Raw genomic sequence first — 23,930 nt, 5'->3', positions numbered from 1 at the left:
GCGTTTTGCATGGCGACCTAGCGGGCGCCGTGGAGCGCTGCGGGAGCGCCGCGGCGGTGACTACTTGGTCAGCGTCGCCAGCACTTCGCTGAACTTCGCCGAGGGGCGCATGACCGCTGTGGCCTTGGCCTCGTCCGGCCGGTAGTACCCGCCGATGTCCACCGGGGAGCCCTGCACGGCCAGGAGTTCTCCGGTGATGGTGTCCTCATTGGAGTTCAGTGCCTCGGAAACGGCGGCGAAGGCCGCGGCGAGCTCGGCGTCGTCGCTCTGGCTGGCCAGTTCCTGGGCCCAGAACTTGGCCAGGTAGAAGTGGCTGCCGCGGTTGTCCAGCTCGCCGGCCTTGCGCTTCGGGGACTTGTCCTCGAGCAGGAACGTGCCGGTGGCGCGGTCCAGGGTGTCAGCCAGGACCTGGGCGCGGGCGTTGCCGGTGCTGGTGGCGAGGTGCTCGAAGCTGACGGCCAGCGCGAGGAACTCGCCCAGGCTGTCCCAGCGCAGGTGGTTTTCCTTGAGCAGCTGCTGGACGTGCTTCGGGGCGGATCCGCCGGCGCCGGTCTCGAACAGGCCGCCGCCGTTGATCAGCGGCACCACGGAGAGCATCTTGGCGCTGGTGCCCAGTTCCAGGATCGGGAAGAGGTCCGTGAGGTAGTCGCGGAGCACGTTGCCGGTCACCGAGATGGTGTCCTCGCCCTTGCGCAGGCGTTCCACCGTGAAGGCGGTGGCCTCGTCCGGGGACATGATGGCGATCTCCAGGCCCTCGGTGTCGTGGTCCTTGAGGTATTCCTCCACCTTGGCGATCATCCGGGCGTCGTGTGCACGGCCCTTGTCCAGCCAGAAGACGGCGGGTGTGGCGGAGGCGCGGGCACGGGTGACGGCGAGCTTGACCCAGTCACGGATCGGCAGATCCTTGGTCTGGCAGGCGCGCCAGATGTCGCCCGGGGCGACCTGGTGCTCGATCAGCACGGTGCCGGCGTCGTCGACGACCTGGACGGTGCCGGCGGACTGGATCTCGAACGTCTTGTCGTGGCTGCCGTATTCCTCGGCGGCCTGGGCCATGAGGCCGACGTTCGGGACGGTGCCCATGGTGGTGGGATCGAAGGCGCCGTGGGCGCGGCAGTCGTCGACGACAACCTGGTAGATACCGGCGTAGCTGCTGTCCGGGAGGACGGCGAGGGTGTCGGCCTCCTGGCCGTCACGGCCCCACATGTGGCCCGAGCTGCGGATCATGGCCGGCATCGAGGCGTCGACGATCACGTCGGAGGGCACGTGCAGGTTGGTGATGCCCTTGTCGGAGTCGACCATGGCGAGTTCGGGGCCGTCGTTGAGGCCCTTTTCGATGGCCGCCTGGACGTCGCCGCGGATCTCCTCGGGGAGGTCCCCGAGGCCGTTCAGGATGGAGGCCAGGCCGTTGTTGGGGCTCAGGCCGGCGGCGGCGATCTGCTCGCCGTAGGTGGCGAAGAGGTCAGCGAAGTAGGCCTTGACGACGTGGCCGAAGATGATGGGGTCCGACACCTTCATCATGGTGGCCTTCAGGTGGGCGGAGAACAGCACGCCCTCCTCCTTGGCCCGGGACACCTGGGCGGCGAGGAATGCATCCAGGGCCGCCGCGCGCATCACGGTACCGTCGATGACCTCGCCGGCCAGGACCGGGAAGGCACGCTTAAGGACCTTGACAGTGCCGTCTTCCTTGACGAGCTGGATCTTGATCTTGGTGTCCGCATCGATGACCACGGACAACTCGTTCGAGCGGAAGTCATCGGCCTCCATGTGGGCCACGTTGGTCTTGGAGTCCGGAGTCCACGCACCCATGCTGTGCGGGTTCTGGCGGGCGTAGTTCTTGACCGAGAGCGGGGCACGGCGGTCCGAGTTGCCTTCGCGCAGGACAGGGTTCACGGCGGAGCCCTTGATCTTGTCGAAGCGGGACCGGATGTCCGTTTCCTCGTCCGAGGAGGGGTTGTCCGGGTAGTCCGGCAGCGCGTAGCCGTGGCCCTGGAGCTCGGCGATTGCGGCCTTGAGCTGTGGCACGGAGGCGCTGATGTTGGGCAGCTTGATGATGTTGGCTTCGGGCGTCTTGGCAAGGGCGCCAAGCTCGGCCAGGGCGTCGCTGACGCGCTGCTCTTCGGTGAGGTAGTCGCCGAACGCGGCGATGATGCGGCCGGCCAGCGAGATGTCGCGGGTCTCCACTTCCACACCGGCCGTCGAGGCGAACGCCTCAATGATCGGCAAGAACGAATAGGTGGCCAGCATCGGCGCTTCGTCGGTGTGGGTATAGATAATCTTTGCCATTGCTCGGGCGTCTCCCTGAAGGTCTGGGTATTTCCGGAATCTTGTGTTATCTCAACACCCCTAACTTACCCGAGGTGCCCCCGTTGGCGCCTACCGGCGTCGTGCGCGGACGGATAGGTGACACCCCAATACGGCATAACAAGAATTGACAAGCTACTTTACAGATTAGTCAATTTGCCGTAGTTTCGTTCCATCCAGCGGCCGCCACCAGCGGCCGCCCCGCATTTCCACCGGTTAGGACACCCATGAGAACACCCAAGACTCTGGCCACCAGCCTGCTCACTCTGTCGGCCGCCGCTCTGCTGGCCCTGAGTGTCGCGGGGGCGGCCACCGCCTCCCCCGCACCGGCCAAGGCACCGGTTTCCGCCTCCGATGTCGCAAGCCACACCGTCACCGAAACGGGGACGGCCGACTACTGGACCCCGGAACGCATGCGCAGCGCCGTCCCCGGCGACGTCCTGGCCGACAGGGCCATGAAGCGCAGTGGCAAGGCTTCCTCGGCCCAGGGCCCGGCGGAAACGGGCGCGCCGAGCAAGGTCGAGGCCGCTGCTCCGAAGCTGCAAACCCAGGCGCTCCAGACCAAGGCCAATGCGAGCGAGACCCCCGTCCCGCACATCGGCAAGGTCTTCTTCACCCTCGGCGGCACCAACTACGTCTGCTCCGGCAACTCGGTCTCCTCCGCCAACAAGAGCACGGTCTCCACGGCCGGACACTGCGTGAATGAGGGTCCAGGCGCCTTCGCCACCAAGTTCACGTTCGTCCCGGCGTACCTGAACGGCGCGGCCCCCTACGGCATGTGGACGGCCAAGGCCCTTTATGCCCCCACCCAGTGGAGCTCCGCGGGCGACATGACCTACGACACCGGCTTCGCCGTAATGTCCACGCTCAACGGCCAGTACCTGAGCGACGTCGTCGGCGGCTCCGGACTGCAGTTCAACGCCGCCCGCGGCCTGAGCTACAAGTCATTCGGATACCCGGCCGCGGCGCCTTTCAACGGTGAATCCCTCAAGAGCTGCACCGGCACCGCCACCAACGATCCCTACAACCCGCAGTTCAACACCCAGGGGATCCCCTGCAACATGACCGGCGGGTCCTCGGGCGGTCCGTGGTTCATCGGCACCAGCGCTTCCGGCTACCAGAACTCCATCAACAGCTATGGCTACGGCAGCAAATCCACCAAGATGTACGGCCCCTACTGGGGCACAGTCATCCAGCAGGCCTACACCACCGCGGCCGCTTCCTAGCCTGAGGGCACGGGCCCCGTTCACGCGGGGCCCGTGCACCCAGCCTTGTCACCCCAGGTGCGTGGACAGGGTGCGTGGATGCCCAGCCTTGTTACCCCGGGTGCGGACCGGGGTGGATGCCCAGCCGTGTTATCCCTAGCGCGGGCACCCCCGCTTTGATTCGCGGCCTGTTTGTTCAACCCTTGATTGCCCAGCCTCTTGTTTAGCCCAACCCTTGTTTCCTCCAGCCTTTGTTACCCCGACCTTGTGCACCCCAGCGCGGGGTCACTTGCGGCCCCTCTTCAGCAGTGGGGAGGACGCGGTGGCCCCGCGTTGGCATCAGTCGGCGACGGCGGCTATCCGCTGGACATGCCCTCCCCACACGGCATGGCTTGGACATATACCCTCTATGTCCGGGCCTTGGCGCGAACAATGGGCATGTCCCCCGGGGCAGGTCCTCGACGGTCCGCAATCAATGAGCCTGTCCCCCGGGCTGGTCCCCGGCGCTCCGGCAAGATTGAGCATGTCCCCAGGTTGGCCCGGCCAGCGTCAGGGCTCACGGGACATGCCCTCCTCACACCCCGAGGCCTGGACATATACCCCTGTGTCCGGGCCTTGGCGCGAACAATGGGCATGTCCCCCGGCCGGTCCCCGGAGTCCGTAATGAATGAGCATGTTCCCAGGCAGGAATGAGCATGTCCCCAGGTTGGCCCTGCCAGCGTCAGAGCTCGTGGGACATGCCCTCCCCACACCCCGAGGCCTGGACATATCCCCTTCATGCCCACTCCTTGCCGCGAACAATGAGCATGTCCCCCGGGCAGGTCCCCGGAGTCCGAAATGAATGAGCATGTTCCCAGGCAAGAATGAGCCTGTCCCCAGGCCGGCCCGGCCAGCGTCAAAACTCACAGGACATGCCCTCCCCACGCCCCGAGGCCTGGACATATCCCCCATATGCCCACTCCTTGCCGCGAACAATGAGCACGTCCCGCGGAAAGAATGGGCATGTCCCGCGGGCCGGCCACCAGCCCACTTTTGGGCACAAAAAATGGACATGTCCTCCGGATGAGGGAGGGCATGTCCATTCTTTGTGCGGTTTGGTGGAACAGACCTTGGTGGAATAGACCTAGTGGAAGAAGTGGCGGGCTCCCGTGAAGTACATCGTGATGCCGGCGGCGTTGGCCGCGGCGATGACTTCCTCGTCCCGGACGGAGCCGCCGGGCTGGACGACCGCGCGGACGCCGGCATCGACCAGGATCTGCAGTCCGTCGGCGAACGGGAAGAACGCGTCTGACGCTGCCACCGAGCCGCGGGCACGCTCGGGTGCTTCGGACGCGTCGGTTCCGGCTGCCCCGCCGGCGGCATCGACGTCGGACTCCACGGTGACGCCGAGCGTGTTGGCGCGCTCGACCGCGAGCTTGCAGGAATCGAGCCGGTTGACCTGGCCCATGCCGATGCCGACGGCGGCACCGTTGTCCGCGAGCAGGATGGCGTTGGACTTGGCTGCGCGGCAGGCGGTCCAGGCGAACGCGAGGTCGGCCAGGGTGGCGGCATCGGCGGCGTCGCCCGCGGCAAGGGTCCAGTTCGCGGGGGTGTCGCCGTCGGCGTCGACTTTATCCGTGGCCTGGACCAGCATGCCGCCGGAGACCTGGCGGAACTCGGTCGGGTAGCGGCCGTATCCGTCGGGGAGGGCCAGGAGGCGGATGTTCTTCTTCTTGGACAGGATCTCCACGGCCTCTTCGTCGAAGCCCGGCGCGATGACGACCTCGGTGAAGATGCCGGCCACGGTGCGGGCCATGCCGGCCGTGACCGTGCGGTTAGCGGCGATGACGCCGCCGAACGCGGACACGGGATCGCAGGCGTGGGCCTTGGCGTGGGCGTCGGCGATGGGGTCCGCCGCCGAAGCGGAACCCACGGCCACGCCGCAGGGGTTGGCGTGCTTGATGATGGCGACGGCAGGCTCGGCGAAGTCGAAGGCGGCGCGCAGTGCGGCGTCGGCGTCGACAAAGTTGTTGTAGCTCATGGCCTTGCCGTGGATCTGGTCGGCCTGTGCGATGCCGGCCGGGGCGGCCTTGTCCACATACAGTGCGGCCTGCTGGTGCGGGTTTTCGCCGTAGCGGAGCACCTCGGAGCGTTCCAGGGCCAGGCCGGCGTAGGCGGGCCAGTCGATCACGCCGTCGCCGTCCTCGTCGCGGAACTGGCTGGCGGTCCAGGTGGCCACGGCGGTGTCGTAGGCCGCGGTGTGCGCGAACGCCTTGGCGGCGAGCTGGCGCCGGGTCTTCAGGTCAAAGCCGCCCGAGGCGGCCGCCTCCACCACGGCACCGTAGGACGACGGGTCCACCACGATTGCGACGGCGGCGTGGTTCTTCGCGGCGGAGCGCACCATCGCGGGGCCGCCGATGTCGATCTGCTCGACGACGTCGTCCGGCGCGGCACCGGACTTCACGGTCTCCACGAAGGGGTAGAGGTTGACGACGACGAGGTCGAACGGCTCGATCTCCATGTCCGCGAGGGTCTGCATGTGGGCCGGGACGCGGCGGTCCGCGAGGATGCCGCCGTGCACGCGCGGGTGCAGGGTCTTGACGCGGCCGTCCAGCATTTCCGGGGAGCCGGTGACTTCCTCGACTTCCTGCACGGGGATGCCCGCGGCGGCGATCTTCTTGGCCGTGGAGCCCGTGGAGACGATCTTGACGCCGGCGGCGTGCAGGCCTTGAGCGAGCTCCTCCAGACCGGTCTTGTCGTAGACCGAAATCAGTGCCCGGCGGATGGGAACTCGGTCGATGGATACACGGTCAAGCTGCGTGAAGCTCACAAAAGTCTCCGTCTTATATCGCGGCGGGGCCGCGGGTGGTGGGGATGCGGCCAGTTTATCGCGTCCCGGCGCCGGGCCGTCCCGCGCGCCAGAGTGTGAAGCACACCCGGGCCGCGGCCGGGGCACGTAGAGTTTTCACAGGAGGCCAAGATGAACACGTACACCACTGTGCCCAGCGGCGAACAGGTGGTCCAGGAGCTGCCGTGGCGGTGGAAGGTCCAAGGCCGGATCTTCCTGATCGGCGGACTGGGCTTCATGTTCGATGCCTGGGACGTCACCCTCAACGGCATCCTCATTCCGTTGCTGTCCAAGCACTGGTCGCTGAGCCCCGGCGATGCCGCCTGGATCGGCACCGCGAACCTGATTGGCATGGCCCTGGGCGCCTTTGTCTGGGGCACCATCGCGGACACCATCGGCCGCAAGAAGGCCTTCACCGCGACCCTGCTGATCTTTTCCATCTTCACCGTGCTCGGCGCGGTCTCCCCCGATTTTCTGTGGTTCGTCGTGTTCCGCTTCCTGGCCGGGTTCGGCCTGGGCGGCTGCATTCCGGTGGACTATGCGCTCGTGGGCGAGTTCACCCCCCGCAAACAGCGCGGCCGGGTGCTCACCGCGATGGACGGCTGGTGGCCGATCGGCGCGGCCCTCTGCGGTTTTGTCTCCGCCGGCCTCGTGGCCCTGTACGGGGATTGGCGGCTGACCATGCTGGTCATGGTGCTCCCGGCGCTGCTGGTGTTCTGGATCCGCCGCAGCGTGCCCGAATCCCCGCTGTTCCTGATCCGCAAGGGCCGCCGCGAGGAAGCCGCGAAGGTCATCGACAACCTGGTTCGGGCCACCGGCGCCGAGGCCCGGGTCTACAGCCTGCCTGAACCGCAGGATGCGCCCCGCCTCTCGGCAGGCAGCGCATGGACGCAATTGCGCGCCCTCTGGCAGTTCAACTGGAAGATCACGACGGCGGCATGGGCCCTCTTCTTCAGCATCCTGCTGGTGTACTACCTGTCGCTGACGTGGATGCCGCGGATCCTGATCGGCGCCGGCTTCGAGGAGTACAAGGCCTTCCTGACCACGGCGTCGATGGCCGCCGTCGGACTCCTCGGCGTGGTGGTGGCCGCGCTGCTGGTGGAGCGGGTGGGCCGCAAGTGGATCCTGGCGATCACCGGTCCGCTGTCAGCCCTGACGCTGGTGATTGTGGCGATCGTGGTGGACATCCCCACCGCCGCCGTGTTCTGGCTCCTCGTGTTCGGCTTTGTAGTGCAGGTGGCCATCCCGGTGCTCTATGCCTACGTCTCCGAGCTGTACCCCACGGAGCTGCGCGGCTCCGGCTTCGGCTGGGCCTCGACATTCTCCCGGCTCGGCGCCGGTTTCGGCCCGCTGATCTTCGCGGCTTTCCTGTGGCCGGAACTGGGGCTCGCGACGTCGTTCGCGCTGGCCGGCGTCCTGGTGCTGATCTCCGTGCTGTGGATGGCGTTCTTCGCCCCTGAAACCAAGCAGCGCCGGCTCGAATAACGCGCCCACACCACCCGTTGCGCTATCACTTCAGGCGGTTCTGGGTGCTGCGAGACCACCTCAAGTGATAGCGCATCGGGGAAATCAGGCGGGCGGGTCAGGCGGGGGCGTGCTGGGCCGCGGCCAGGGTCGCCAGGGTGGAGACCAGGAGCCGGCGCTCCACGACCTTGATGCGCTCGTGCAGGGATTCCTCGCTCTCGCCGTCCCCGATCGCCACGGCTTCCTGCGCGATGATGGGGCCGGTGTCCACCCCGGCGTCGGCCCAGTGCACCGTGCAGCCGGTGACCTTCACGCCGTAGGCCAGTGCATCGCGGACACCGTGGGCGCCTGGGAAAGACGGCAGCAGCGCCGGGTGCGTGTTGAGGTATTTGCCGCCAAACGCGTCGATGAAGTCCGCGCTGACAATCCGCATGAAGCCTGAGGACACCACCACATCCGGGGCGAAGCCGGCGACAGCCTCGGTCAGGGCCGCATTCCAGGCTGCCCGGTCCGGGTAGGCCTTGAAGTCCACCACGAACGTGGGAATCCCGGCGGCGGCGGAGCGCTCCACCCCGAAAGTCCCCGGCCGGTCCGCGCCGACGGCGGCGATCTCGACGTCGAGCGCGCCGGACGTCACCGCATCGATAACTGCCTGGAGGTTGGAGCCGGTGCCGGAAACGAGGACAACTATGCGCATGGTCCTAGCTTATGGGGCCGCTCGCGTAGGCTGGAAAACATGAATTCCCCCACGGACTCCGGCAGCGAGCCGGGCCGGCAACCCCGCGATACGGCTGTCAAAGAATCCGCGCGGCTGACCCACACCCTATTCCGGCTGTTCATCGTCGCGGTCCTGGGCTCGTTCTTCGTCTTCCAGCTCGACGTGAGCTACCTGTGGCTGACGGCGCTCCTCACGGCGGCCGGGATTGTGCTGGGCGTCGTGGTGCTGATCCGGGCCGTGAAGTACAAGGAATCCCGGCTGGTCCTGTTCGGCACGATTTCCGGGCTGGTGGTCTCGGCGGTGATGCTGCTGGTGATCCTGGCCTCGACGCTGTTCTTCAACCAGATCCGCGACTACCAGCAGTGCGTCCGCCACGCCCTGACGGAGCAGTCAACGTCCGCGTGCAGGACGCAGCTGGAGAACTCCATGCCCACGGGGCTGCGCTAGCAGCTGCCCCGGAAGTTGCGCTGGACGTTGCCCTAGCGGCTGTTGACCGTCTCCAGGTCCGCCTCACGCAGCTTCTGCTGGCGTTCCAGCCAGGGTCCGGCCGCGTACCCGATCACGACGCCGATCCCTACCTCCGCGGCAACGAACAGTGCCGTGCGGAGCGGATCCGGCCCGATCTCCGTCAGCCGCCCGATGCCGGCCGAGCCCCGGGCCAGCCAGGCGAGTCCCGCCGCGAGCAGCCCGGCGACGGAGCCGATCACCGCGCCCAGCACCAGGGTGGAGGCCGCGGCGGTAAACCAGCGGGCCCGGATCTTGATGGACAGCCATTCGTCGAAGTGGTTTTCGCCTTCGCGCAGGAACCACCAGCCGGCCAGCGCCCCGGCCAGCGCCGGCACCACCAGTGCCACGAAGCCGAAGTCGAGCGAGCCGGCCGGCAGCGCGGCGAACACCGGAATGGACGGCAGCGGCCCGACGGCGGTCCCGAGCGGTCCGGCCAGCGAGCCGACGCCCAGGGCGAAACCCGAGCCGCAGATCCATGCCAGGGCAAACACGACGAGGTTGGGCAGGAAGCCCAGCTGCACGATGGTGAGCACGCCGCCGCCCATGGCGCCGGCGTCGAGCCCTTCATAGACGGCGACCACAAGGTTCCAGTGGATGAAGAGGTCGACGGCGAGCAGCGCGGCAGACATTGCCAGGCTCGCCATCAGCGCCACCGATCCGGCCTTGATGGCCGAGCCCAGGTACGAGCCGGCCCAGCGGGAGTGCTGGCTGGTGCGGGACAGCCAGGCCACGGCGTCGACGCCGATCAGCCGGCTCCACGAGCCTGCCTCGCGGCGCGCGCCGACCACCATGCCGAGCCCGAACGGGATGAGCGGGATAAACGCGGCGGCCCAGAGGCTGATGCCGACGTCGGCCGTGCGGCAGACGAAGCCCGTGGCGATCCCGAACCCCGCGTACACCAGCCAGGACCCGAGCAGCGCCTGCCAGAGCTGGTCCGTGTAGGAGGCGCGGGCGAGGCGTCGTCCGGCGCGCCAGGCGAGCAGGAACGGGATGAGGGCCAGCCCCAGCGGAATGAGGGAGAGCGTGCCGGAATCCGGGTGCGCCGCGGACCCGGCACTGGCCGTATCCAGCAGCAGCGGAACGCCGTGGATCAGCAGCCAGGCCTGCCCGGCCAAACGAGCCAGCACGTCGAAGCCGCTGTTCTGGAATCCGGCCGTTGCCCAGACCGTGACGATCGGCGCCACCACCACGAGGGCGGAGATGACGGCGGCCTGGGCGGATTCGAGGCCGCCCTGCAGCCACAAAGGCATGGGCAGCCCACGTTGTCCGGTCTGATCAGCGCGCAGTTTCATCGAGATCCATGGTGCCACGCGCCCGGCATCCGGCCGGTTTCCGACAGGCACAACGCCCGGATCCGCGGAATTCGCCCTCATGGGCCGCCGAGCTTTTTCCAGACCCGGGCCGTAAAATTGTAAATGTCCGCAATCAGTGGTTGGAGGCAGAACATGACTACCGCATCTCCCCATGCGCATGGCGTTCATTTTGGTCGGACAGATGTACAGAACGTTGGCATGGGTGTAGGTATCGTCCTTTTAGTCGTAGGCGTCTTGGGGTTCATCCCGGGCATCACCACGAACTACAGCGAACTGAGGTTCTTCGGGCCTGATTCCAAGGCTATGTTCCTCGGCCTGTTCCAGGTGTCGATGTTGCTGAACATCGTTCAGCTCGCGATCGGCGCCGTCGGCCTGACCATGTCCCGGACCGCCTTGGGCGCCCGGAACTTCCTCATGGGCTCCGGCTTGCTGTACATCGTCCTTAGCATTTACGGGTTTATCGTCGGCGTGGATTCGGCGGCCAACTTCCTGTCGCTGAACACCATGGACAATTGGGCCTTTATGGTGATGGGCATTGCAATGGCCGGCGCAGGCTGGCTGATGTCGAGGCATATTGAAGAAGGTGTGGAGACCCGGTCATCAACCCCCGGGACATAGGGAGCCGCGAATGAGTAACGTTTCATAGAATCGAAAAAATTCGTACTACCTGCTGGTGCAGTGGTTTAGCGGAAACGCGGCGGCTGCACCAGCTTTCTGTGTGCCCGCTTCCTGCCTGCTCGGCACAGTTTCCGTCGACGGCGAAGCGTCCGGCCAGCCGGAAGGCCGGGACCTTGTGAGTCCCGGCCTTCCGTAATGCCTACGCACTTGCCGCTGGTCCCGCGGCTGGCAGTGCCGCGACTGACGCTGCCGCGTTAGGTGGTGCTGTGCTCCAGGCGGGGCGGAAGGGTGTCCCACTCCGTTTCAGCGGCCCGCATCCAGGGAAATGGCAGCAGCTCCTTGATCCGGACCTTCCCCACTTCGCCCTCGGCATCCACCAGGACGGACGTCTCGGTTCCGTATGAACGCAGCAGTTCCCGGCAGAGGCCACAGGGGTTCGTGACTTGGGGTTGTCCCTGTCCGTCCATACTGACGGCCACTACGGAGTGGATTGATGCCTCCTGCGCCATGCGGGCATTGGCGAGGGCGCTGGATTCGGCACACACGTTGATGCGCTTTGCGCCAATGTGGAGCCCGAGGTAGATAGCCCCCGACTCACCGCGCATGGCCGCGGCCACCCGGTGGTTCTCGCTGTGATGGGCGGTAAGCAACAGCCCACGAGCTGCCTCGTAAAGCTCCACGTCTGACACGTCGAGATCAAAGGAGATCACGTTTGCCTCCAGGCTGGTTCGGTCCGGGCGACTGGCGTCCATGAGTGTTCCTGCTTTCCTGTGTTCCTGCCCTGACCGTGTTCTTACCTGCCGATGAAGATGCCGTTTTTCTTCCGGGCCAGCAGGTAGAAGACGATGCTGAGCGCCGACAGGACGGCCACGTAGACCGGGAAGATCCAGGACGCGTTCACGGACTGGAGCCAGACCAGGAGGTAGGAGGCAGTGCCGCCGAAGAGAGCGACGCCCAGGCCGTAGCCGAGGGCAGTTCCGGCGCCGCGGATGGTCTTCGGCATGAGGGAGCTGCAGACGACGTTGTACAGGGTCATGTTAAGGACCAGCACGACGGAGCCGCCGAGGAGGACGGCCGCGAAGCCCGCGATGCCGGGCTTGACGTACATCAGCATCAGGAAGACGGACGGAATGGCGAGCGCGCGGGTGATCAGGAACCACTTGGAGATCGACTTGCCATCGCAGACCTTGCTGATGATGAGGCTTCCGATAACCAGCACGACGCCCAGGACGGTCGTGAGCGCGAAGACAGCGGTTGCGTCTTCCTTGAAGCCGCTGCGGGCCGCCGTCGGGAGGCCCGTGTTCCACGCGTAGTTGTACGCCTGCGCAGCTCCGACGACGAACGTGATGGCCAGCACGCTGAGCCAGTGCTTGCGCACCCCGCCCCAGACCTTTTTCGCGGAGTTGTCCGCCAACTCCTCGGGCTTCATGGTTTCCGGAAGCGTCCGGCGAAGGTAGACCACCACAAAGCCGAAGGCCGCGCCGACGATGAAGGGCACACGCCAGCCCCAGTCGGCCATGACGGCTCCGCCGAGCATCAGGGACGACAGGTAGCTGACCAGCGAGGCGAGCAGGATGCCCGCGTTGACGTAGAAGGAGATGATGCCCGCGACAAAGCCCTCGCGTCCCTCAGGAACGAGTTCGACGGCGTGGGCCGTGGACAGCGGAGCTTCAACGCCTGTGGAGATGCCCTGGATGATGCGGCAGACCAGCAGGATGACGCCGGCGGCGGCCCCGATCTGGTCGTAGGTGGGGCACAGGGCAATGATCAGGGTGGTGCCGGCCATCATCATGATGGACCAGAGCATCACCCGGCGGCGGCCTATCCGGTCGGCTAGGGTGCCGAGCATGATTCCGCCCAGCGGACGGAATGCGAAGCCGACGGCGAAGACTGCCAGTGCGCTCAGCGTGGCGGCAACGGGGTCCTGCGACGGGAAGAACTTCGGCCCGATGAATGCCGACAGAAGGCCAAAGACCATCCAGTCGTACCACTCCAGGGTGTTGCCTAGTCCGAGGCCCAGCAGCCCGCGGCGTACTTCCGGCGAGAGCCGGGACTTCCGGCCGCTCTCTAGGTCAATCTTGACGGCAGTGTCAGTCATGATACTTTTCCTTCCCCCGCGCCTTCGGGGCGCGGGAGGGTACGGATCACCGGCGGACGCCCTGTTGGGGTCACCGGTAATCGAAACTATCGTTTGGCTTGGTCCGCAGGGCGGGACCGGCTCACCACATGGGAGGCGAGTTAGCCCAGATAGCTACGCATGCCTCTTCGTAGCGATTGAATGCAAACGGGCCATCCAGCTCGGCAACATGGAACGGATCCCCGAAGGAACGCGTCCTGTTAACCGGCCAACATCGGGCTTGCGGATGGCTTGGCAGATGCCACTGCATCAGTACAAGGGAACGATCACGAACGCGGGCCGGGCGCGCCTTCCGCCAGAAGGTCGTTGCGCCCCGTCCCTGTTCGCTTAGCGTCGAACCCAAAGTGTTGCGGCTCACACAACTATATTGAAGTTCTTCACAGAGTCAACGATTTTCAGGAAAGTCCCGTCCCGCCGCAGCAGGCTGGCCGACAAAGCTGCACGTCAGGCGCCAATCCGGGCGGGAGAAGTAAAATATTTACCAAAACCTTGATTCGCTAAAAGTTTTCACTATAGTTATGTGTGTCAGCTCACCAAGAGAAAGACGGGCCATGGCAACCGAAAGCGTCACGGGATCTTCCCCAGCCGGCACGAGCGTCCTCCTTGCCACCGTAGGCAACAAGGTCCGCAACATGCGCAAGGACAAAGGAATGACCCTTGCGAAGCTCTCGGAAGTCACCGGCCTCAGCCCGGCGATCGTAAGCCAGATCGAACGCGGCCTGGCCAATCCGTCTTTCACCACTTTGGCGCAGCTGGCGCACGGCCTGGACATCCCCGTGGGCAAGTTCTTCCTCGGACAGGAAGAAACCAGGTCCCCCGTAGTCCGCAAGGCCGAGCGGCGAAACCTCAAGGGCGTTACCAAGAAGTCTATGGGTGAGGCGGTCTTTGAACTGCTCACCCCGGACCTCAACGGTGCGCTGGAGGCCCAATGGATCGTGAGTCCGCCAGGCCACGACACCAGCGCCACTCCTTTCCGGCACAGCGGCGAGGAATTCGGCATCATTCTCTCCGGCCGGAAAGACGTCTTCCTGGACGGCGAAAAATACACCCTCGAAGCAGGCGATTCGATCACCTTCTCTTCGGATACGCCGCACTGGTACAAGAACAGCTACGAAGAGGTCTGCGTAGCGATCTGGGTTAACGCACCTCACGCGTGGTGATCAGCCGGCCCTAGCCGCCGTCGCCAACTCCGGTCCCGACACCCAAGGTGTCCGCCGGAACCTTATCTACACTCCGCAGCAAGGTCCGCAAGGGGCCGCGCTGCGTCATACCCTCTGCCGGGTGGATTTCACGGTCAGCGTCGCCGCAATCCCCTCCTGAGCACCGTCTTCCACGTCACCGGCCGCCCTTCCAACGGCACTCTCGCCGGAAAAGTTAGGATCCCCATGAACCCGTCTACAGCCATGTCGTCGCTGGAACTCAGCACCACCACGGCGGACCTCACCGCTCCCATCATTTCCCGCTCCGACGTCCTCGTGGTGGGCGGTGGCCCCGCAGGTGTGGCCGCCGCCGTCACCGCGGCCCGCTCCGGCGCCTCGGTCACGCTGCTGGAACGCTACTCCTCCCTCGGCGGCCTCGCCTCCGGCGGCATGGTGCTGGTCCTGGATGACATGATCAACGGCCAGGAAATCACCGTCACGGGCATCGTTTCCGAGTACGTCGAGCGCCTGCAGAAGCTGGGCCTGGCGATCGTCCCGCCCGCCGATGACCGCAAGTCCTCCGAGGAACTGTGGAACAAGTGGGGCCGCTACGGCACCTTTGACTTCCATTCGCACACCACCCCCAAGCCGGTCTGCTACGCCGCCGCCTTCGACCCGGACGGCTGGAAGCGCGTCTCCAACGACCTCGTCCGCGAGGCCGGCGTCAACCTCCGCCTGCACTCCTGGTTCTCCCGCCCGATCGTGGACAACGGCGTCATGAAGGGCGTCATCTGCGAGACCAAGTCCGGCCCGCAGGCTTTCATGGCGGACATCGTCATCGACACCACGGGCGACATCGACGTCGCCTCCCGGGCCGGCGCCAGCTACGTCAAGGACAGCTACCTCACCACGCTCGTCTTCCGCCTCGGCAACGTGGACACCAACGCCGCGGAAGCGTTCGAACAGGCCAACCCGAAGGAAGCCCGCGCCATCAACCGCAAGATCAAGCGCCTCCTCGGCGGGGCCTGGGAACTGTGGTGGCTCAAGACCCCGATCGACGGCGTCGTCTGGTGCAACGCACCGCACATGACCGGCTTCGACGGCGTGGACCCGGCGGACATGACCGCCGCCGAGTTCGCCGCACGGGACCGCATCACCGAGGCGGTGGACTACGTCCGCGCCAACCTGCCCGGCTTCGAGAACTGCTACATGCTCGACGTCGCGTCCCAGATGGGCGTCCGGCAGACCCGGCTGCTGGAAGGCGAGTACGTCATGACGAAGGACGACGTCACCTCCCGCCGCCACTTCGCCGACACCGTGGCCCGCGGCCGCGACTACTACTACCCCTACCGCTCGCTGCTGCCTAAGGAAGTGGACCAGCTGCTGGTCGCGGGCCGGCACTACTCCGCCACCCCCGAGGCGCAGAAGATGTCCCGCGAAATCCCGCCCTGCATGGCCATGGGCCAGGCCGTCGGCGTCGCCGCCGCGCTGGCGGTCCAGACCGGCACCCTCGTCCGCGACGTCTCCGCTTTGGACATCCAGCAGGGCATGCGCCGGCACGGCGCGGACCCGGGCGACGTCCCGTCGTCGAACGCCACCGTTGACGCGGATGTGGCGGTGCCGGCATGAGCACCGTCATCGACGACCTGCTGTCAGGCACAACAACTGCAAGCACGACGGCGGCCACCGCCGCTGAACCCGCCGGCACCCCGCTCCCGCTCGATGGAATCAAGATCGTGGACTTCACCCAGGTGTTCATGGGCCCGTCCTGCACCCAGCTGCTGGGCGACTACGGTGCGGACATCATCAAGGTGGAACGCCCGGGCGCCGGGGACATCTCCCGCAACTCGTTCCCGGACAAGGACGGCCAGGACAACCCGATCTTCCTGTCCATCAACCGGAACAAGCGCAGCATCTCCGTGGACACCCGCACCGACGACGGCAAAGCCGTGCTCCGCCGGCTGCTGGCCGACGCGGACGTGGTGGTCAGCAACTTCCGCTCCGGCGTGATGGAGCGGATGGGCTTCGGCTACGAGGAGCTCAAGGAGCAGAACCCGGGCATCATCTGGGCCTCCGGCACGGGCTTCGGCCCCGAGGGCCCCTACTCGCACAAGGGCGGCCAGGACGCGATCGCCCAGGCCTACTCCGGCGTGATGTGGCGGCGCGAGTCGGACGACGTCAAGCCGTCCATCTACCCCACCACGCTGTGCGACTACATCACCGGCATGCACCTGATGCAGGGCATCCTGCTGGCGCTGCGCACCCGGGAAACCTCCGGCGTCGGGCAGAAGGTGGAGGTGACCATGTACGACTCCATGCTGCACCTGCAGATGCAGGAGGCGTGCATGCAGCTCAACCGCGGCTACGAGGTCAACTGGGGCGCCATGCCGCTCAGCGGCGTCTTCGAAACCACCGACGGCGCCGTCTGCATGGTGGGCGGCTTCACCCCGGACCCGCTGCTGCGCATTTCCGAGGCCCTGGGCCTGGACGAGGACCTCACGGCCCGGCCCGAGTTCGCCAACCTGGAGCAGCAGTTCGAGAACAAGCCGGCGCTGCAGGCGATTTTCCGCGAGCGCATCGCCACGAACACCACCGAGTACTGGACCTCCCAGCTGGAGGACCAGGGCCTGCTCAACGCCCCTGTGCACACGCTCGAGCAGACCCTGGCCGACGCGCAGACGCACGCCAACAACATGATCGTCGAGGCAGAACACCCCGGTGTCGGCACCGTGAAAATGCTCAACGCGCCCATCCGGCTCTCCGCCACCCCGCCCACCATCCGCCGGGTGGCCCCGCGGCTCGGCGAACACAACGTCGAGGTGCTGCTGGAGAACGGGTTCGACGCCGAGACCATCGAGCGCCTGCAGCAGCTGGGGGTGCTCCGGTGACGGCCACAACAGACTCCCCCGCGAAGACGATGCTGGACCAGGTCACCCTGAGCGTCGAGAACCACGTCGCCACGGTGGTCATCGACCGCCAGCACGTGCTCAACGCCGTCGATGGCACCGCCCAGGCCAGGCTCAACGAGATCTGGGACCAGCTCGAAGCCGATCCCGACGTCCGGGCCGTGGTCATCACGGGCGCCGGCACCCGGGCGTTCTGCGTGGGCGCGGACATGTCCGCCTCCGCCGTGGACAAGACGGGCCTTGAATACTGGGCGGGCCTGGACCCGAACGGCTTCGGCGGGCTCAGCCTGCGCACCACGCTGGACATCCCGGTGATCGCCCGGGTCAACGGTTACGCGCTCGGCGGCGGCATGGAGATCGTGCTCGGCGCGGACATCGTGATCGCCGCGGACACGGCCCGCTTCGGGCTGACGGAACCGCGCGTCGGGCGCCTGGCGCTCGACGGCGGCATCCACCAGCTGGTGCGCCGGATCCCGTACACCCAGGCGATGGGCATGCTCCTGACCGGGCGGAAGGCCGAGGCCGCGGAGATGCAGTCCATGGGCCTGGTCAACGAGGTGGTCCCCGCGGAGGAGCTCGACGCCGCCGTGCAGCGCTGGCTGGACCAGATCCTCGCCTGCGCCCCCACCTCCGTCCGGGCCGTCAAGCAGATGGTCACCCGGACCTTGCACCTGACCGCCACCGAGGCCCGCGGACTCCGGCTCCCCGCCCTCATGGCGGCGCTGGACAGCGAGGACTCCGCCGAGGGCGTGCGCGCCTTCCAGGAGAAACGCCCGCCGGTCTGGCCGGGACATTAGGAGACGGACGCTAGCCGTTCCACCGCCTGATTTCCGGTGGCTGACGTTCAGCCGCTCGAAGAACAACAAGAGCTTAGAAGGAGAAACCAATGCGGGAGTCACTGACACCCGGCGTGTGGGGCGTCGTCGCCACACCGTTCCAGGGCAGCGCCCTGGATGTCGACACGGACAGCCTGGCCGGACTCGTGGGCTACTACGAGTCGATCGGCGCCACCGGACTCACGGTCCTGGGCGTGTTCGGCGAAGCCGCGGCCCTGACGGCAGCCGAGCGCAGCTTGGTCCTGGAAGTGATCGTGGAGGAAACGCGCCTGCCCCTCGTGGTGGGAGTGACTTCCCTCTACACCGGCACGGCCGTCGATGAAATCCGCTCCATCCAGGCAGCCACCGGGGACCGGCTGGCGGCCGTCATGGTGCAGGCCAACTCCGCCAACCCCGGCGTGGTCATCACCCACCTGAACGCCATTCACCAGTCCACCGGCGCCAACGTGGTGCTGCAGGACTACCCCCTGGCCAGCGGCGTCAACATCAGCACCGAGGCACTGATCTCCGTGGTGCAGGCCTGCAGCTTCGTCACCGCGGTCAAGGCCGAGGCCCCGCCCACGTCGGTGGCGATCGCACACCTCACCGCAGCCCTCGACGTCTCCGTGTTCGGCGGCCTGGGCGGCCAGGGACTGCTGGACGAGCTCATGGCCGGCGCCGCCGGGGCGATGACCGGATTCTCCTACCCGGAGGCGCTCATCGCCTGCGTGCGGGCCTGGCAGAAGGACGGCTACGAGGCCACCCGCGATGCCCTGCTGCCGTACCTGCCGCTGATCAACTTCGAGCAACAGGCCAAAATCGCGCTGGCGGTCCGCAAGGAATGCCTGCACCAGCGCGGACTGATTGCCGACGCCGGTGTCCGGGCCCCGGCCGCGGTCTTCCCGGAGGTTCTTCGGACCGGGCTGCGCACCCATCTGGCCGAGGCCGCCAAGGCCCTTGGCCCGAACCCGGCCATCGCCCTCGCCACAGCGGGGAGGAACTAATGGACCTCGGAATCAGCGGGAGGACCGCCCTGGTGGCCGCTTCCACCGGCGGACTTGGCCTCGCCGTCGCCCGGGCCCTCGCGGCCGAAGGCGTACGCGTAGCCATCACCGGCCGGCGCCGCGAGCGGGCCGAGGAGATCGCGGCCGGCCTCCAGGCCGACGGGCACAGCGCCGTCGCCGTCGAAGCCGACCTCAGCACCGCCGACGGCGTCGCCGCCGCTGTCGAACGCACCATGGATGCGCTCGGGCCCATCGACATCCTTGTCCTCAACGGTCCCGGACCGAAGCCCGGCGCGGCCGCCACCCTCGGCGCCGACGACATCGCCGCGGCGTTCGAACAACTGGTCAAACCGCACCACGCCCTGGTCTCGCACATCCTGCCGGGCATGCGGGAACGGCGCTGGGGACGGATTCTCGCCGTCGGTTCCAGCGGCGTCGTGGCGCCGCTGCCCAACCTGGCCGTATCCAACACCGGCCGCGCGGCGCTGGCCGGCTACCTGAAGACCCTCGCGGCCGAGGTCGCCCTGGACGCCGTCACGGTCAACATGCTCCTTCCCGGACGTATCGCCACGGACCGGGTCGCGGAACTGGACCAGGCCGCTGCCAAGCGCCGCGGCACCACGCCCGAGGAAATCCAGCTGGAATCCCGCAAGACCATCCCCGCCCGCCGCTACGGCGAACCCGAGGAATTCGGCGCCGCCGCGGCGTTCCTCTGCAGCGCCCCGGCCTCCTACATCACCGGCGTGGCGCTGCGCTGCGACGGCGGCCTCATTCGCGGGCTCTAACCGACCCGCACGCACGCTCTCTGCTCCGACTCTCCCGAAGGAACACCATGACTTCCACGATCACCGACCACTCCACCAACTCCACCGAGCGGGACCTCATCACCGCCCGGCACCTCATCAACGGCGAATGGCTCGGCGGGGCGGACACCGAACGGATGAACCCTGCCCGCCCGGGCGAGCTCGCCGCACTCTCCCCCAGCGGCACCGCAGCCGACGTCGACGCCGCCATCACCGCCGCCACCGCCGCGCAGCCTGCCTGGGCAGCCCTGCCCGCCCCGTCCCGCGGCGCCATCCTGATGGCCGCCGGAAACCTGCTCCTGGACCGCCAGGCGGCCATCGCCGAGGACCTCGTCCGTGAAGAGGGCAAGACCCTCGCCGAGGCCAAGGGCGAGGTCAAGCGCGCCTCCGACGTGCTGCGCTTCTTCGGCTCCCTCGGCTGGGCCGCCACCGGCGAGGTGCTGCCCAGCGGCCTGCCGGACACCACCATCACCACCCGCCGCGAGCCGTTGGGCGTCGTCGGGCTCATCACGCCGTGGAACTTCCCCATCGCCATCCCGGCCTGGAAGGCCGCCCCGGCGCTGATCAGCGGCAACGCCGTGGTCATCAAGCCTGCCGAGCTCACACCGCTCTCAGCCACGCACCTGGCCCGTGCTCTGCAGGATGCCGGCCTTCCCGCCGGTGTGTTCAACGTGGTCCACGGCAAGGGCCGCGTGGTGGGCGACGCCCTGGCCCGCGATCCCCGCATTGCCGGGATGTCGTTCACCGGCTCCACCAACGTGGGTCTGGGCCTGCAGGAGATTCTCAGCGCCCGCCGCGCCCGGGTGCAGCTGGAAATGGGCGGCAAGAACGGCGTGCTGGTCCTGGACGACGCCGATCCCCGCAAGGCTGCCCAGGTGGTGGCGGCCGGCGCGTTCGGCCTGACCGGCCAGGCCTGCACCGCCACGTCCCGCGTCTACGTCACGCCGGGCATCCGTGCTGCCTTCCTGGCAGCCCTGACGGAGGAGGCCGCGCAGTACACCGCCGGTGACGGGTTCGACGCAAGGATGGGCGCCGTCGTGAGCAGCCAGCAGTTCGAACAGAACCAGGCAGCGGTGCGCACCGCCGTCGAACGCGGCGCCACGCTCCTGCACGGCGAGTACGACGGCGGCACGGACGCCGGCTTCCGCTTCCCGGCCGCCATCCTCACGGACCTGCCCTTCGACGACGCCGCCGTGACCGAGGAGATCTTCGGTCCCGTGGTGGCCGTCCTCGAGGTCCCCGACTATGAGGCCGGGCTCGCCGCGATCAACGATTCCCGCTACGGCCTCACCGCCGGCATCTGCACCGACTCCCTGGCGTTCTCCACGGACTTCGCCGCCCGCGCCCAGGCCGGGGTCATCAAGGTCAACCGTCCGACCGCGGGCCTGGACCTGAACGTGCCGTTCGGCGGCGTCAAGGACTCCTCCACCAACACGTTCCGCGAACAGGGGAAGTCCGCGCTGGACTTCTTCACGTGGGGCAAGACCGTCTACACGGGCGTGTAGCCAGTCATGACGTACGTGATCGCCCAGCCCTGTGTGGATGTCAAGGACAAGGCCTGCATCGACGAATGCCCGGTGGACTGCATCTATGAGGGTGAACGCACGCTCTACATCCACCCGTCCGAGTGCGTGGACTGCGGCGCCTGCGATCCCGTCTGCCCCGTGGAGGCGATCTACTACTCGGACGATGTCCCGGACGAATGGGCCGATTACGTGCGGGCCAACGTGGAGTTCTTCGAGGAGCTGGGGTCGCCGCAAGGCGCCTCAGCCCTCGGAAACCTGCACCGCGACCATCCTGTGGTGGCGGATGCGCCCGCAACGGCCGGCGCCGTCGGCTGAGCCCGTGACTGTGGAGTTCAGCGCTTCGTGCCAGCGTTCTGTGATCGCTTCGTATCGCTCCCTGTGATCGCTTGGTATCGCTCCGCTACTGCGGGCGGGTGCGAGTTTGAGGCCCGTCAGCTCGCGGCGTCGTACTGGAACGCACGCACCTCCTGCGCGCCATTGTGTCGCCTCCTTGATCGCACTACACGGATGGAATACATCCTCGCGAATGGGCGCGCTGCGCAACAGCCCCAGACCCCCCAGCCGACCGCCGACGATCCTCTGCGGGCGCCGCGTCAAACGGTGTGACGGTGATCAACTGGCGGGCCGCCAGGCACACCGATCTGCACCCGTCGCGACGCGAGTCGCGCGAATCGTTGTTGGCGGGCGCTGGGCGCGGTAGCCTTGCAGCCATGCTGAGGCCGGTCGCGGAGGGTGTGCTGATCCACGAGAGCGAGTTCTGCCAGAGCAACGCCGTTGTGGTGCAAGGCCGGGCTGGCGTGTTGCTCATCGACCCCGGGGTGCACGGCTACGAAATGGCCTGCCTCGCGAACGACCTGTCCGATTCGGGCCAGACCGTGGTGGCAGGCTTCTCGACGCATCCTCATTGGGATCACCTGCTCTGGCACGCCGGGCTCGGCGCGGCGCCCCGTTACGGCACCGCGCGCTGTGCGGCTACTGTCCGGGATCGGCTGTCGGTCGGGCTCGATTTACGCCGGCTCGGCATCCCCGAGCAGGTACCGCTGGACCTGCTCGGCCTCATTACGGGCCTGCCCGCCGGGATGGCGCAGATTCCTTGGGATGGCCCTCATGTCCGGATTATTGAGCATCAGGCGCACGCCCCGGGCCATGCGGCGCTGTTGATTGAGGAACGAGGGGTTCTCGTCGCCGGCGACATGCTTTCTGATGTCTTGATTCCGATGATCGACTTGAACGACACCGCTGACCCGATCGAGGACTACCTCGCCGCGCTGCGGCTGCTCGAGGGCGTGGCGGGCGACGTCGATGTCCTCGTCCCCGGCCACGGGTCCATCGGCGGAGCTGATCAGATACGCGCACGGATCGACCAGGATCGGGCGTACGTGCACGCCTTGCGTGATGCCCATGTTCCCAGCGACCCGCGGATCGGCCCGTCGGCCATGCCCGGCTGGGACTGGGTGGGCGGCGTGCACGCACGGCAATTCGAGCTCCTCGCCCGAAGAAGCGAGCGCGACGGGACGCCCGGCTAGCGATCGTCTTGCGGGCATGGGGGTGACATTTGGCGCTGCGAAAACGCCGCCACTTATCGCTGCGATTCACCGCCGTTGAGTAATCGCTCGATGTCGCAGTTGTCGGCGGCAGGTGCCGTCTTACATGGCATGGGTTATGAGATGCAGAGGTTTCGAGACACACTTGTCAGCGCCCGAAGTCGTCTGCACCGATGTCCGAACTCGTCTGCGCCGGCATGGAGGGTCAGTCTGGGATCCGTTGTGTGATCGCGTGAACGAGGGCCCCGAGTTGAGGCATTTCAGCGCTGCGGCGTCGTTCGGTAAGCGCCCGCCCGCTCGCACCGCTCACCGGTAGCGGGCGTTGAGGGACTCGATCGCGGATCGCGCGCCGGGTGGCACGCGCGGTCTCACGAACTCCAGCTTGGTGCTACGTGCTCGCAGCCGCCCGAAATCTGCGGATCGCAGCGATAAGTGGCGGCGTTTTCGCAGCGCTAAATGTCACCCCTGGTGCCTGGTAGACGATCGTCCAGCGGGCCCGCGTGCGAAAATGCTGGCATGCCGTCCCCGCAGTCACTGAGCGAAACTGATCGCCGCCTCGTCGCAGCGTGGGCGGCGGACTGTGCGGAGCGGGTCCTGGTCCTGTTCGAGACGGAGGCTCCGACCGACGGTCGACCACGTGATGCCATCGCTCGTACTCGGGCATTTGCTCACGGTGAACTTGATGCCGCCGGTGAAATTCGCCGGCGCTTCGTTGCTGGTCGGGCCGCGCACGCGGTTAGCTCTCCTGCGGCTGTGGCGGCCGCCCGGGCTGCTGGACAAGCTGCCGGGGTCGCTCACATGGGCGCGCACGCTCTCGGCGCAGCCGCCTACGCCGCGAAAGCGGCCGGGCTGGCCGCTCCGAATCAGCCCACGGCCATCTCCGACGAGATCTCTTGGCAACTCGAGCACATGAATGCTCAAGTGAGGGCGGCGCTTCAGCAGTTGCCACCACTTGGTGAAGACTCCGCGGGCCCGCTCGGTACCGGACTTCTCGCGTCGGGCATTCTCGGGTCAATCATTCGGAAGATTCAGGCCGCTATGGACAATATCTCGCCACAGGAGGGTGCCCGGTAGGCGAACGGCTTACGGGCGGGGTCGAGAGC

General features: G+C 67.1%; 20 protein-coding genes. 14 read left to right on the top strand and 6 right to left on the bottom strand.

The window, feature by feature from the left end:
* Nucleotides 1–60 precede the first annotated feature (60 nt).
* Nucleotides 61–2,283 (bottom strand): NADP-dependent isocitrate dehydrogenase, encoded by a 2,223-nt coding sequence (locus tag MRBLAR12_RS16400; protein WP_364747185.1) that lies wholly within the window; start codon nt 2,281–2,283, stop codon nt 61–63.
* A 245-nt stretch (nt 2,284–2,528) separates the two neighbouring features.
* Here MRBLAR12_RS16400 and MRBLAR12_RS16395 point away from each other — a divergent pair, with 245 nt between their 5' ends.
* The gene (locus MRBLAR12_RS16395) at nt 2,529–3,527 is read left to right on the top strand and encodes a trypsin-like serine peptidase (protein WP_364747183.1); all 999 of its coding nucleotides are present in this window, start codon (nt 2,529–2,531) and stop codon (nt 3,525–3,527) included.
* A gap of 1,102 nt (nt 3,528–4,629) precedes the next feature.
* Here MRBLAR12_RS16395 and purH read toward each other — a convergent pair.
* Nucleotides 4,630–6,315, bottom strand: a complete 1,686-nt coding sequence (gene purH, locus MRBLAR12_RS16390; RefSeq protein WP_364747181.1) for a bifunctional phosphoribosylaminoimidazolecarboxamide formyltransferase/IMP cyclohydrolase — start codon at nt 6,313–6,315, stop codon at nt 4,630–4,632.
* Nucleotides 6,316–6,465: 150 nt separating this feature from the next.
* On the opposite strand from purH, the gene MRBLAR12_RS16385 reads away from it, so the two are divergent.
* Nucleotides 6,466–7,818, top strand: a complete 1,353-nt coding sequence (locus MRBLAR12_RS16385) for an MFS transporter (protein WP_229993994.1) — start codon at nt 6,466–6,468, stop codon at nt 7,816–7,818.
* 97 nt (nt 7,819–7,915) lie between these two features.
* Here MRBLAR12_RS16385 and purN read toward each other — a convergent pair whose 3' ends face one another.
* Nucleotides 7,916–8,494, bottom strand: coding sequence for a phosphoribosylglycinamide formyltransferase (purN, locus tag MRBLAR12_RS16380; protein ID WP_229993995.1), 579 nt, complete (start codon nt 8,492–8,494; stop codon nt 7,916–7,918).
* A gap of 39 nt (nt 8,495–8,533) precedes the next feature.
* On the opposite strand from purN, the gene MRBLAR12_RS16375 reads away from it, so the two are divergent.
* A complete protein-coding gene (locus MRBLAR12_RS16375; protein ID WP_229993996.1) occupies nt 8,534–8,962 on the top strand; it encodes a hypothetical protein in 429 nt (142 codons plus the stop codon).
* Nucleotides 8,963–8,994: 32 nt separating this feature from the next.
* Here the strand turns inward: MRBLAR12_RS16375 and MRBLAR12_RS16370 are convergent, their stop codons facing one another.
* Entirely contained in the window at nt 8,995–10,314 is a 1,320-nt protein-coding gene (locus MRBLAR12_RS16370; protein ID WP_364747178.1) for a DUF6350 family protein, read from the bottom strand.
* A gap of 153 nt (nt 10,315–10,467) precedes the next feature.
* Between MRBLAR12_RS16370 and MRBLAR12_RS16365 the strand changes: the two genes are divergently transcribed.
* Nucleotides 10,468–10,953, top strand: a complete 486-nt coding sequence (locus MRBLAR12_RS16365) for a DUF4383 domain-containing protein (protein ID WP_090583425.1) — start codon at nt 10,468–10,470, stop codon at nt 10,951–10,953.
* Between the two features lie 254 nt (nt 10,954–11,207).
* On the opposite strand, the gene MRBLAR12_RS16360 is transcribed toward MRBLAR12_RS16365, so the two are convergent.
* A complete protein-coding gene (locus MRBLAR12_RS16360; RefSeq protein WP_229993998.1) occupies nt 11,208–11,705 on the bottom strand; it encodes a hypothetical protein in 498 nt (165 codons plus the stop codon).
* Between the two features lie 41 nt (nt 11,706–11,746).
* Nucleotides 11,747–13,051, bottom strand: a complete 1,305-nt coding sequence (locus MRBLAR12_RS16355; protein ID WP_229993999.1) for an MFS transporter — start codon at nt 13,049–13,051, stop codon at nt 11,747–11,749.
* Nucleotides 13,052–13,641: 590 nt separating this feature from the next.
* Here MRBLAR12_RS16355 and MRBLAR12_RS16350 point away from each other — a divergent pair.
* The 10 genes from MRBLAR12_RS16350 (at nt 13,642) to MRBLAR12_RS16305 (ending at nt 23,901) form a co-directional block, all read left to right on the top strand.
* Entirely contained in the window at nt 13,642–14,250 is a 609-nt protein-coding gene (locus tag MRBLAR12_RS16350) for a helix-turn-helix domain-containing protein (RefSeq protein ID WP_229994000.1), read from the top strand.
* Nucleotides 14,251–14,475: 225 nt separating this feature from the next.
* Nucleotides 14,476–15,858 carry an FAD-dependent oxidoreductase gene (locus MRBLAR12_RS16345; protein WP_364747175.1) on the top strand — a complete coding sequence of 461 codons (1,383 nt, stop codon included), beginning with the start codon at nt 14,476–14,478 and terminating at the stop codon, nt 15,856–15,858.
* Nucleotides 15,855–17,117: a CaiB/BaiF CoA transferase family protein gene (locus MRBLAR12_RS16340; protein ID WP_364747173.1), complete on the top strand. Its 1,263-nt coding sequence runs from the start codon at nt 15,855–15,857 to the stop codon at nt 17,115–17,117. Before MRBLAR12_RS16345 ends, MRBLAR12_RS16340 begins: the two co-directional genes overlap by 4 nt.
* 29 nt (nt 17,118–17,146) lie before the next feature.
* Nucleotides 17,147–17,932, top strand: a complete 786-nt coding sequence (locus MRBLAR12_RS16335; protein WP_364747505.1) for an enoyl-CoA hydratase-related protein — start codon at nt 17,147–17,149, stop codon at nt 17,930–17,932.
* Nucleotides 17,933–18,021: 89 nt separating this feature from the next.
* Complete coding sequence (locus tag MRBLAR12_RS16330) at nt 18,022–18,954, top strand: dihydrodipicolinate synthase family protein (protein WP_364747171.1); 933 nt, start codon at nt 18,022–18,024, stop codon at nt 18,952–18,954.
* Nucleotides 18,954–19,739 carry an SDR family oxidoreductase gene (locus tag MRBLAR12_RS16325; protein WP_364747169.1) on the top strand — a complete coding sequence of 262 codons (786 nt, stop codon included), beginning with the start codon at nt 18,954–18,956 and terminating at the stop codon, nt 19,737–19,739. Before MRBLAR12_RS16330 ends, MRBLAR12_RS16325 begins: the two co-directional genes overlap by 1 nt.
* 47 nt (nt 19,740–19,786) lie before the next feature.
* The gene (locus MRBLAR12_RS16320) at nt 19,787–21,262 is read left to right on the top strand and encodes an aldehyde dehydrogenase family protein (RefSeq protein WP_364747167.1); all 1,476 of its coding nucleotides are present in this window, start codon (nt 19,787–19,789) and stop codon (nt 21,260–21,262) included.
* 6 nt (nt 21,263–21,268) lie between these two features.
* Nucleotides 21,269–21,598: a ferredoxin gene (fdxA, locus tag MRBLAR12_RS16315; RefSeq protein WP_364747165.1), complete on the top strand. Its 330-nt coding sequence runs from the start codon at nt 21,269–21,271 to the stop codon at nt 21,596–21,598.
* Between the two features lie 287 nt (nt 21,599–21,885).
* Entirely contained in the window at nt 21,886–22,809 is a 924-nt protein-coding gene (locus tag MRBLAR12_RS16310; RefSeq protein ID WP_364747163.1) for an MBL fold metallo-hydrolase, read from the top strand.
* A gap of 474 nt (nt 22,810–23,283) precedes the next feature.
* Entirely contained in the window at nt 23,284–23,901 is a 618-nt protein-coding gene (locus MRBLAR12_RS16305; protein WP_364747161.1) for a putative immunity protein, read from the top strand.
* The last annotated feature ends 29 nt before the right edge of the window (nt 23,902–23,930 follow it).

The sequence above is a fragment of the Arthrobacter sp. LAR12-1-1.1 genome, assembly GCF_040676555.1.
Lineage (GTDB): Bacteria > Actinomycetota > Actinomycetes > Actinomycetales > Micrococcaceae > Arthrobacter.
The sequence above is the reverse complement of the archived record's forward strand: the minus strand, read 5'-3'. Positions and strand labels throughout refer to the sequence as shown.

Excerpts from the sequence above, each read along its gene's own strand:
- MRBLAR12_RS16400 (WP_364747185.1), bottom strand. The coding sequence starts at position 2,283 with ATGGCAAAGATTATCTATACCCACACCGACGAAGCGCCGATGCTGGCC.
- MRBLAR12_RS16395 (WP_364747183.1), top strand. The coding sequence starts at position 2,529 with ATGAGAACACCCAAGACTCTGGCCACCAGCCTGCTCACTCTGTCGGCC.
- MRBLAR12_RS16385 (WP_229993994.1), top strand. The coding sequence starts at position 6,466 with ATGAACACGTACACCACTGTGCCCAGCGGCGAACAGGTGGTCCAGGAG.
- purN (WP_229993995.1), bottom strand. The coding sequence starts at position 8,494 with ATGCGCATAGTTGTCCTCGTTTCCGGCACCGGCTCCAACCTCCAGGCA.
- MRBLAR12_RS16375 (WP_229993996.1), top strand. The coding sequence starts at position 8,534 with ATGAATTCCCCCACGGACTCCGGCAGCGAGCCGGGCCGGCAACCCCGC.
- MRBLAR12_RS16370 (WP_364747178.1), bottom strand. The coding sequence starts at position 10,314 with ATGAAACTGCGCGCTGATCAGACCGGACAACGTGGGCTGCCCATGCCT.
- MRBLAR12_RS16365 (WP_090583425.1), top strand. The coding sequence starts at position 10,468 with ATGACTACCGCATCTCCCCATGCGCATGGCGTTCATTTTGGTCGGACA.
- MRBLAR12_RS16360 (WP_229993998.1), bottom strand. The coding sequence starts at position 11,705 with ATGGACGCCAGTCGCCCGGACCGAACCAGCCTGGAGGCAAACGTGATC.
- MRBLAR12_RS16355 (WP_229993999.1), bottom strand. The coding sequence starts at position 13,051 with ATGACTGACACTGCCGTCAAGATTGACCTAGAGAGCGGCCGGAAGTCC.
- MRBLAR12_RS16350 (WP_229994000.1), top strand. The coding sequence starts at position 13,642 with ATGGCAACCGAAAGCGTCACGGGATCTTCCCCAGCCGGCACGAGCGTC.
- MRBLAR12_RS16345 (WP_364747175.1), top strand. The coding sequence starts at position 14,476 with ATGAACCCGTCTACAGCCATGTCGTCGCTGGAACTCAGCACCACCACG.
- MRBLAR12_RS16340 (WP_364747173.1), top strand. The coding sequence starts at position 15,855 with ATGAGCACCGTCATCGACGACCTGCTGTCAGGCACAACAACTGCAAGC.
- MRBLAR12_RS16335 (WP_364747505.1), top strand. The coding sequence starts at position 17,147 with ATGCTGGACCAGGTCACCCTGAGCGTCGAGAACCACGTCGCCACGGTG.
- MRBLAR12_RS16330 (WP_364747171.1), top strand. The coding sequence starts at position 18,022 with ATGCGGGAGTCACTGACACCCGGCGTGTGGGGCGTCGTCGCCACACCG.
- MRBLAR12_RS16325 (WP_364747169.1), top strand. The coding sequence starts at position 18,954 with ATGGACCTCGGAATCAGCGGGAGGACCGCCCTGGTGGCCGCTTCCACC.
- MRBLAR12_RS16320 (WP_364747167.1), top strand. The coding sequence starts at position 19,787 with ATGACTTCCACGATCACCGACCACTCCACCAACTCCACCGAGCGGGAC.
- fdxA (WP_364747165.1), top strand. The coding sequence starts at position 21,269 with ATGACGTACGTGATCGCCCAGCCCTGTGTGGATGTCAAGGACAAGGCC.
- MRBLAR12_RS16305 (WP_364747161.1), top strand. The coding sequence starts at position 23,284 with ATGTCACCCCTGGTGCCTGGTAGACGATCGTCCAGCGGGCCCGCGTGC.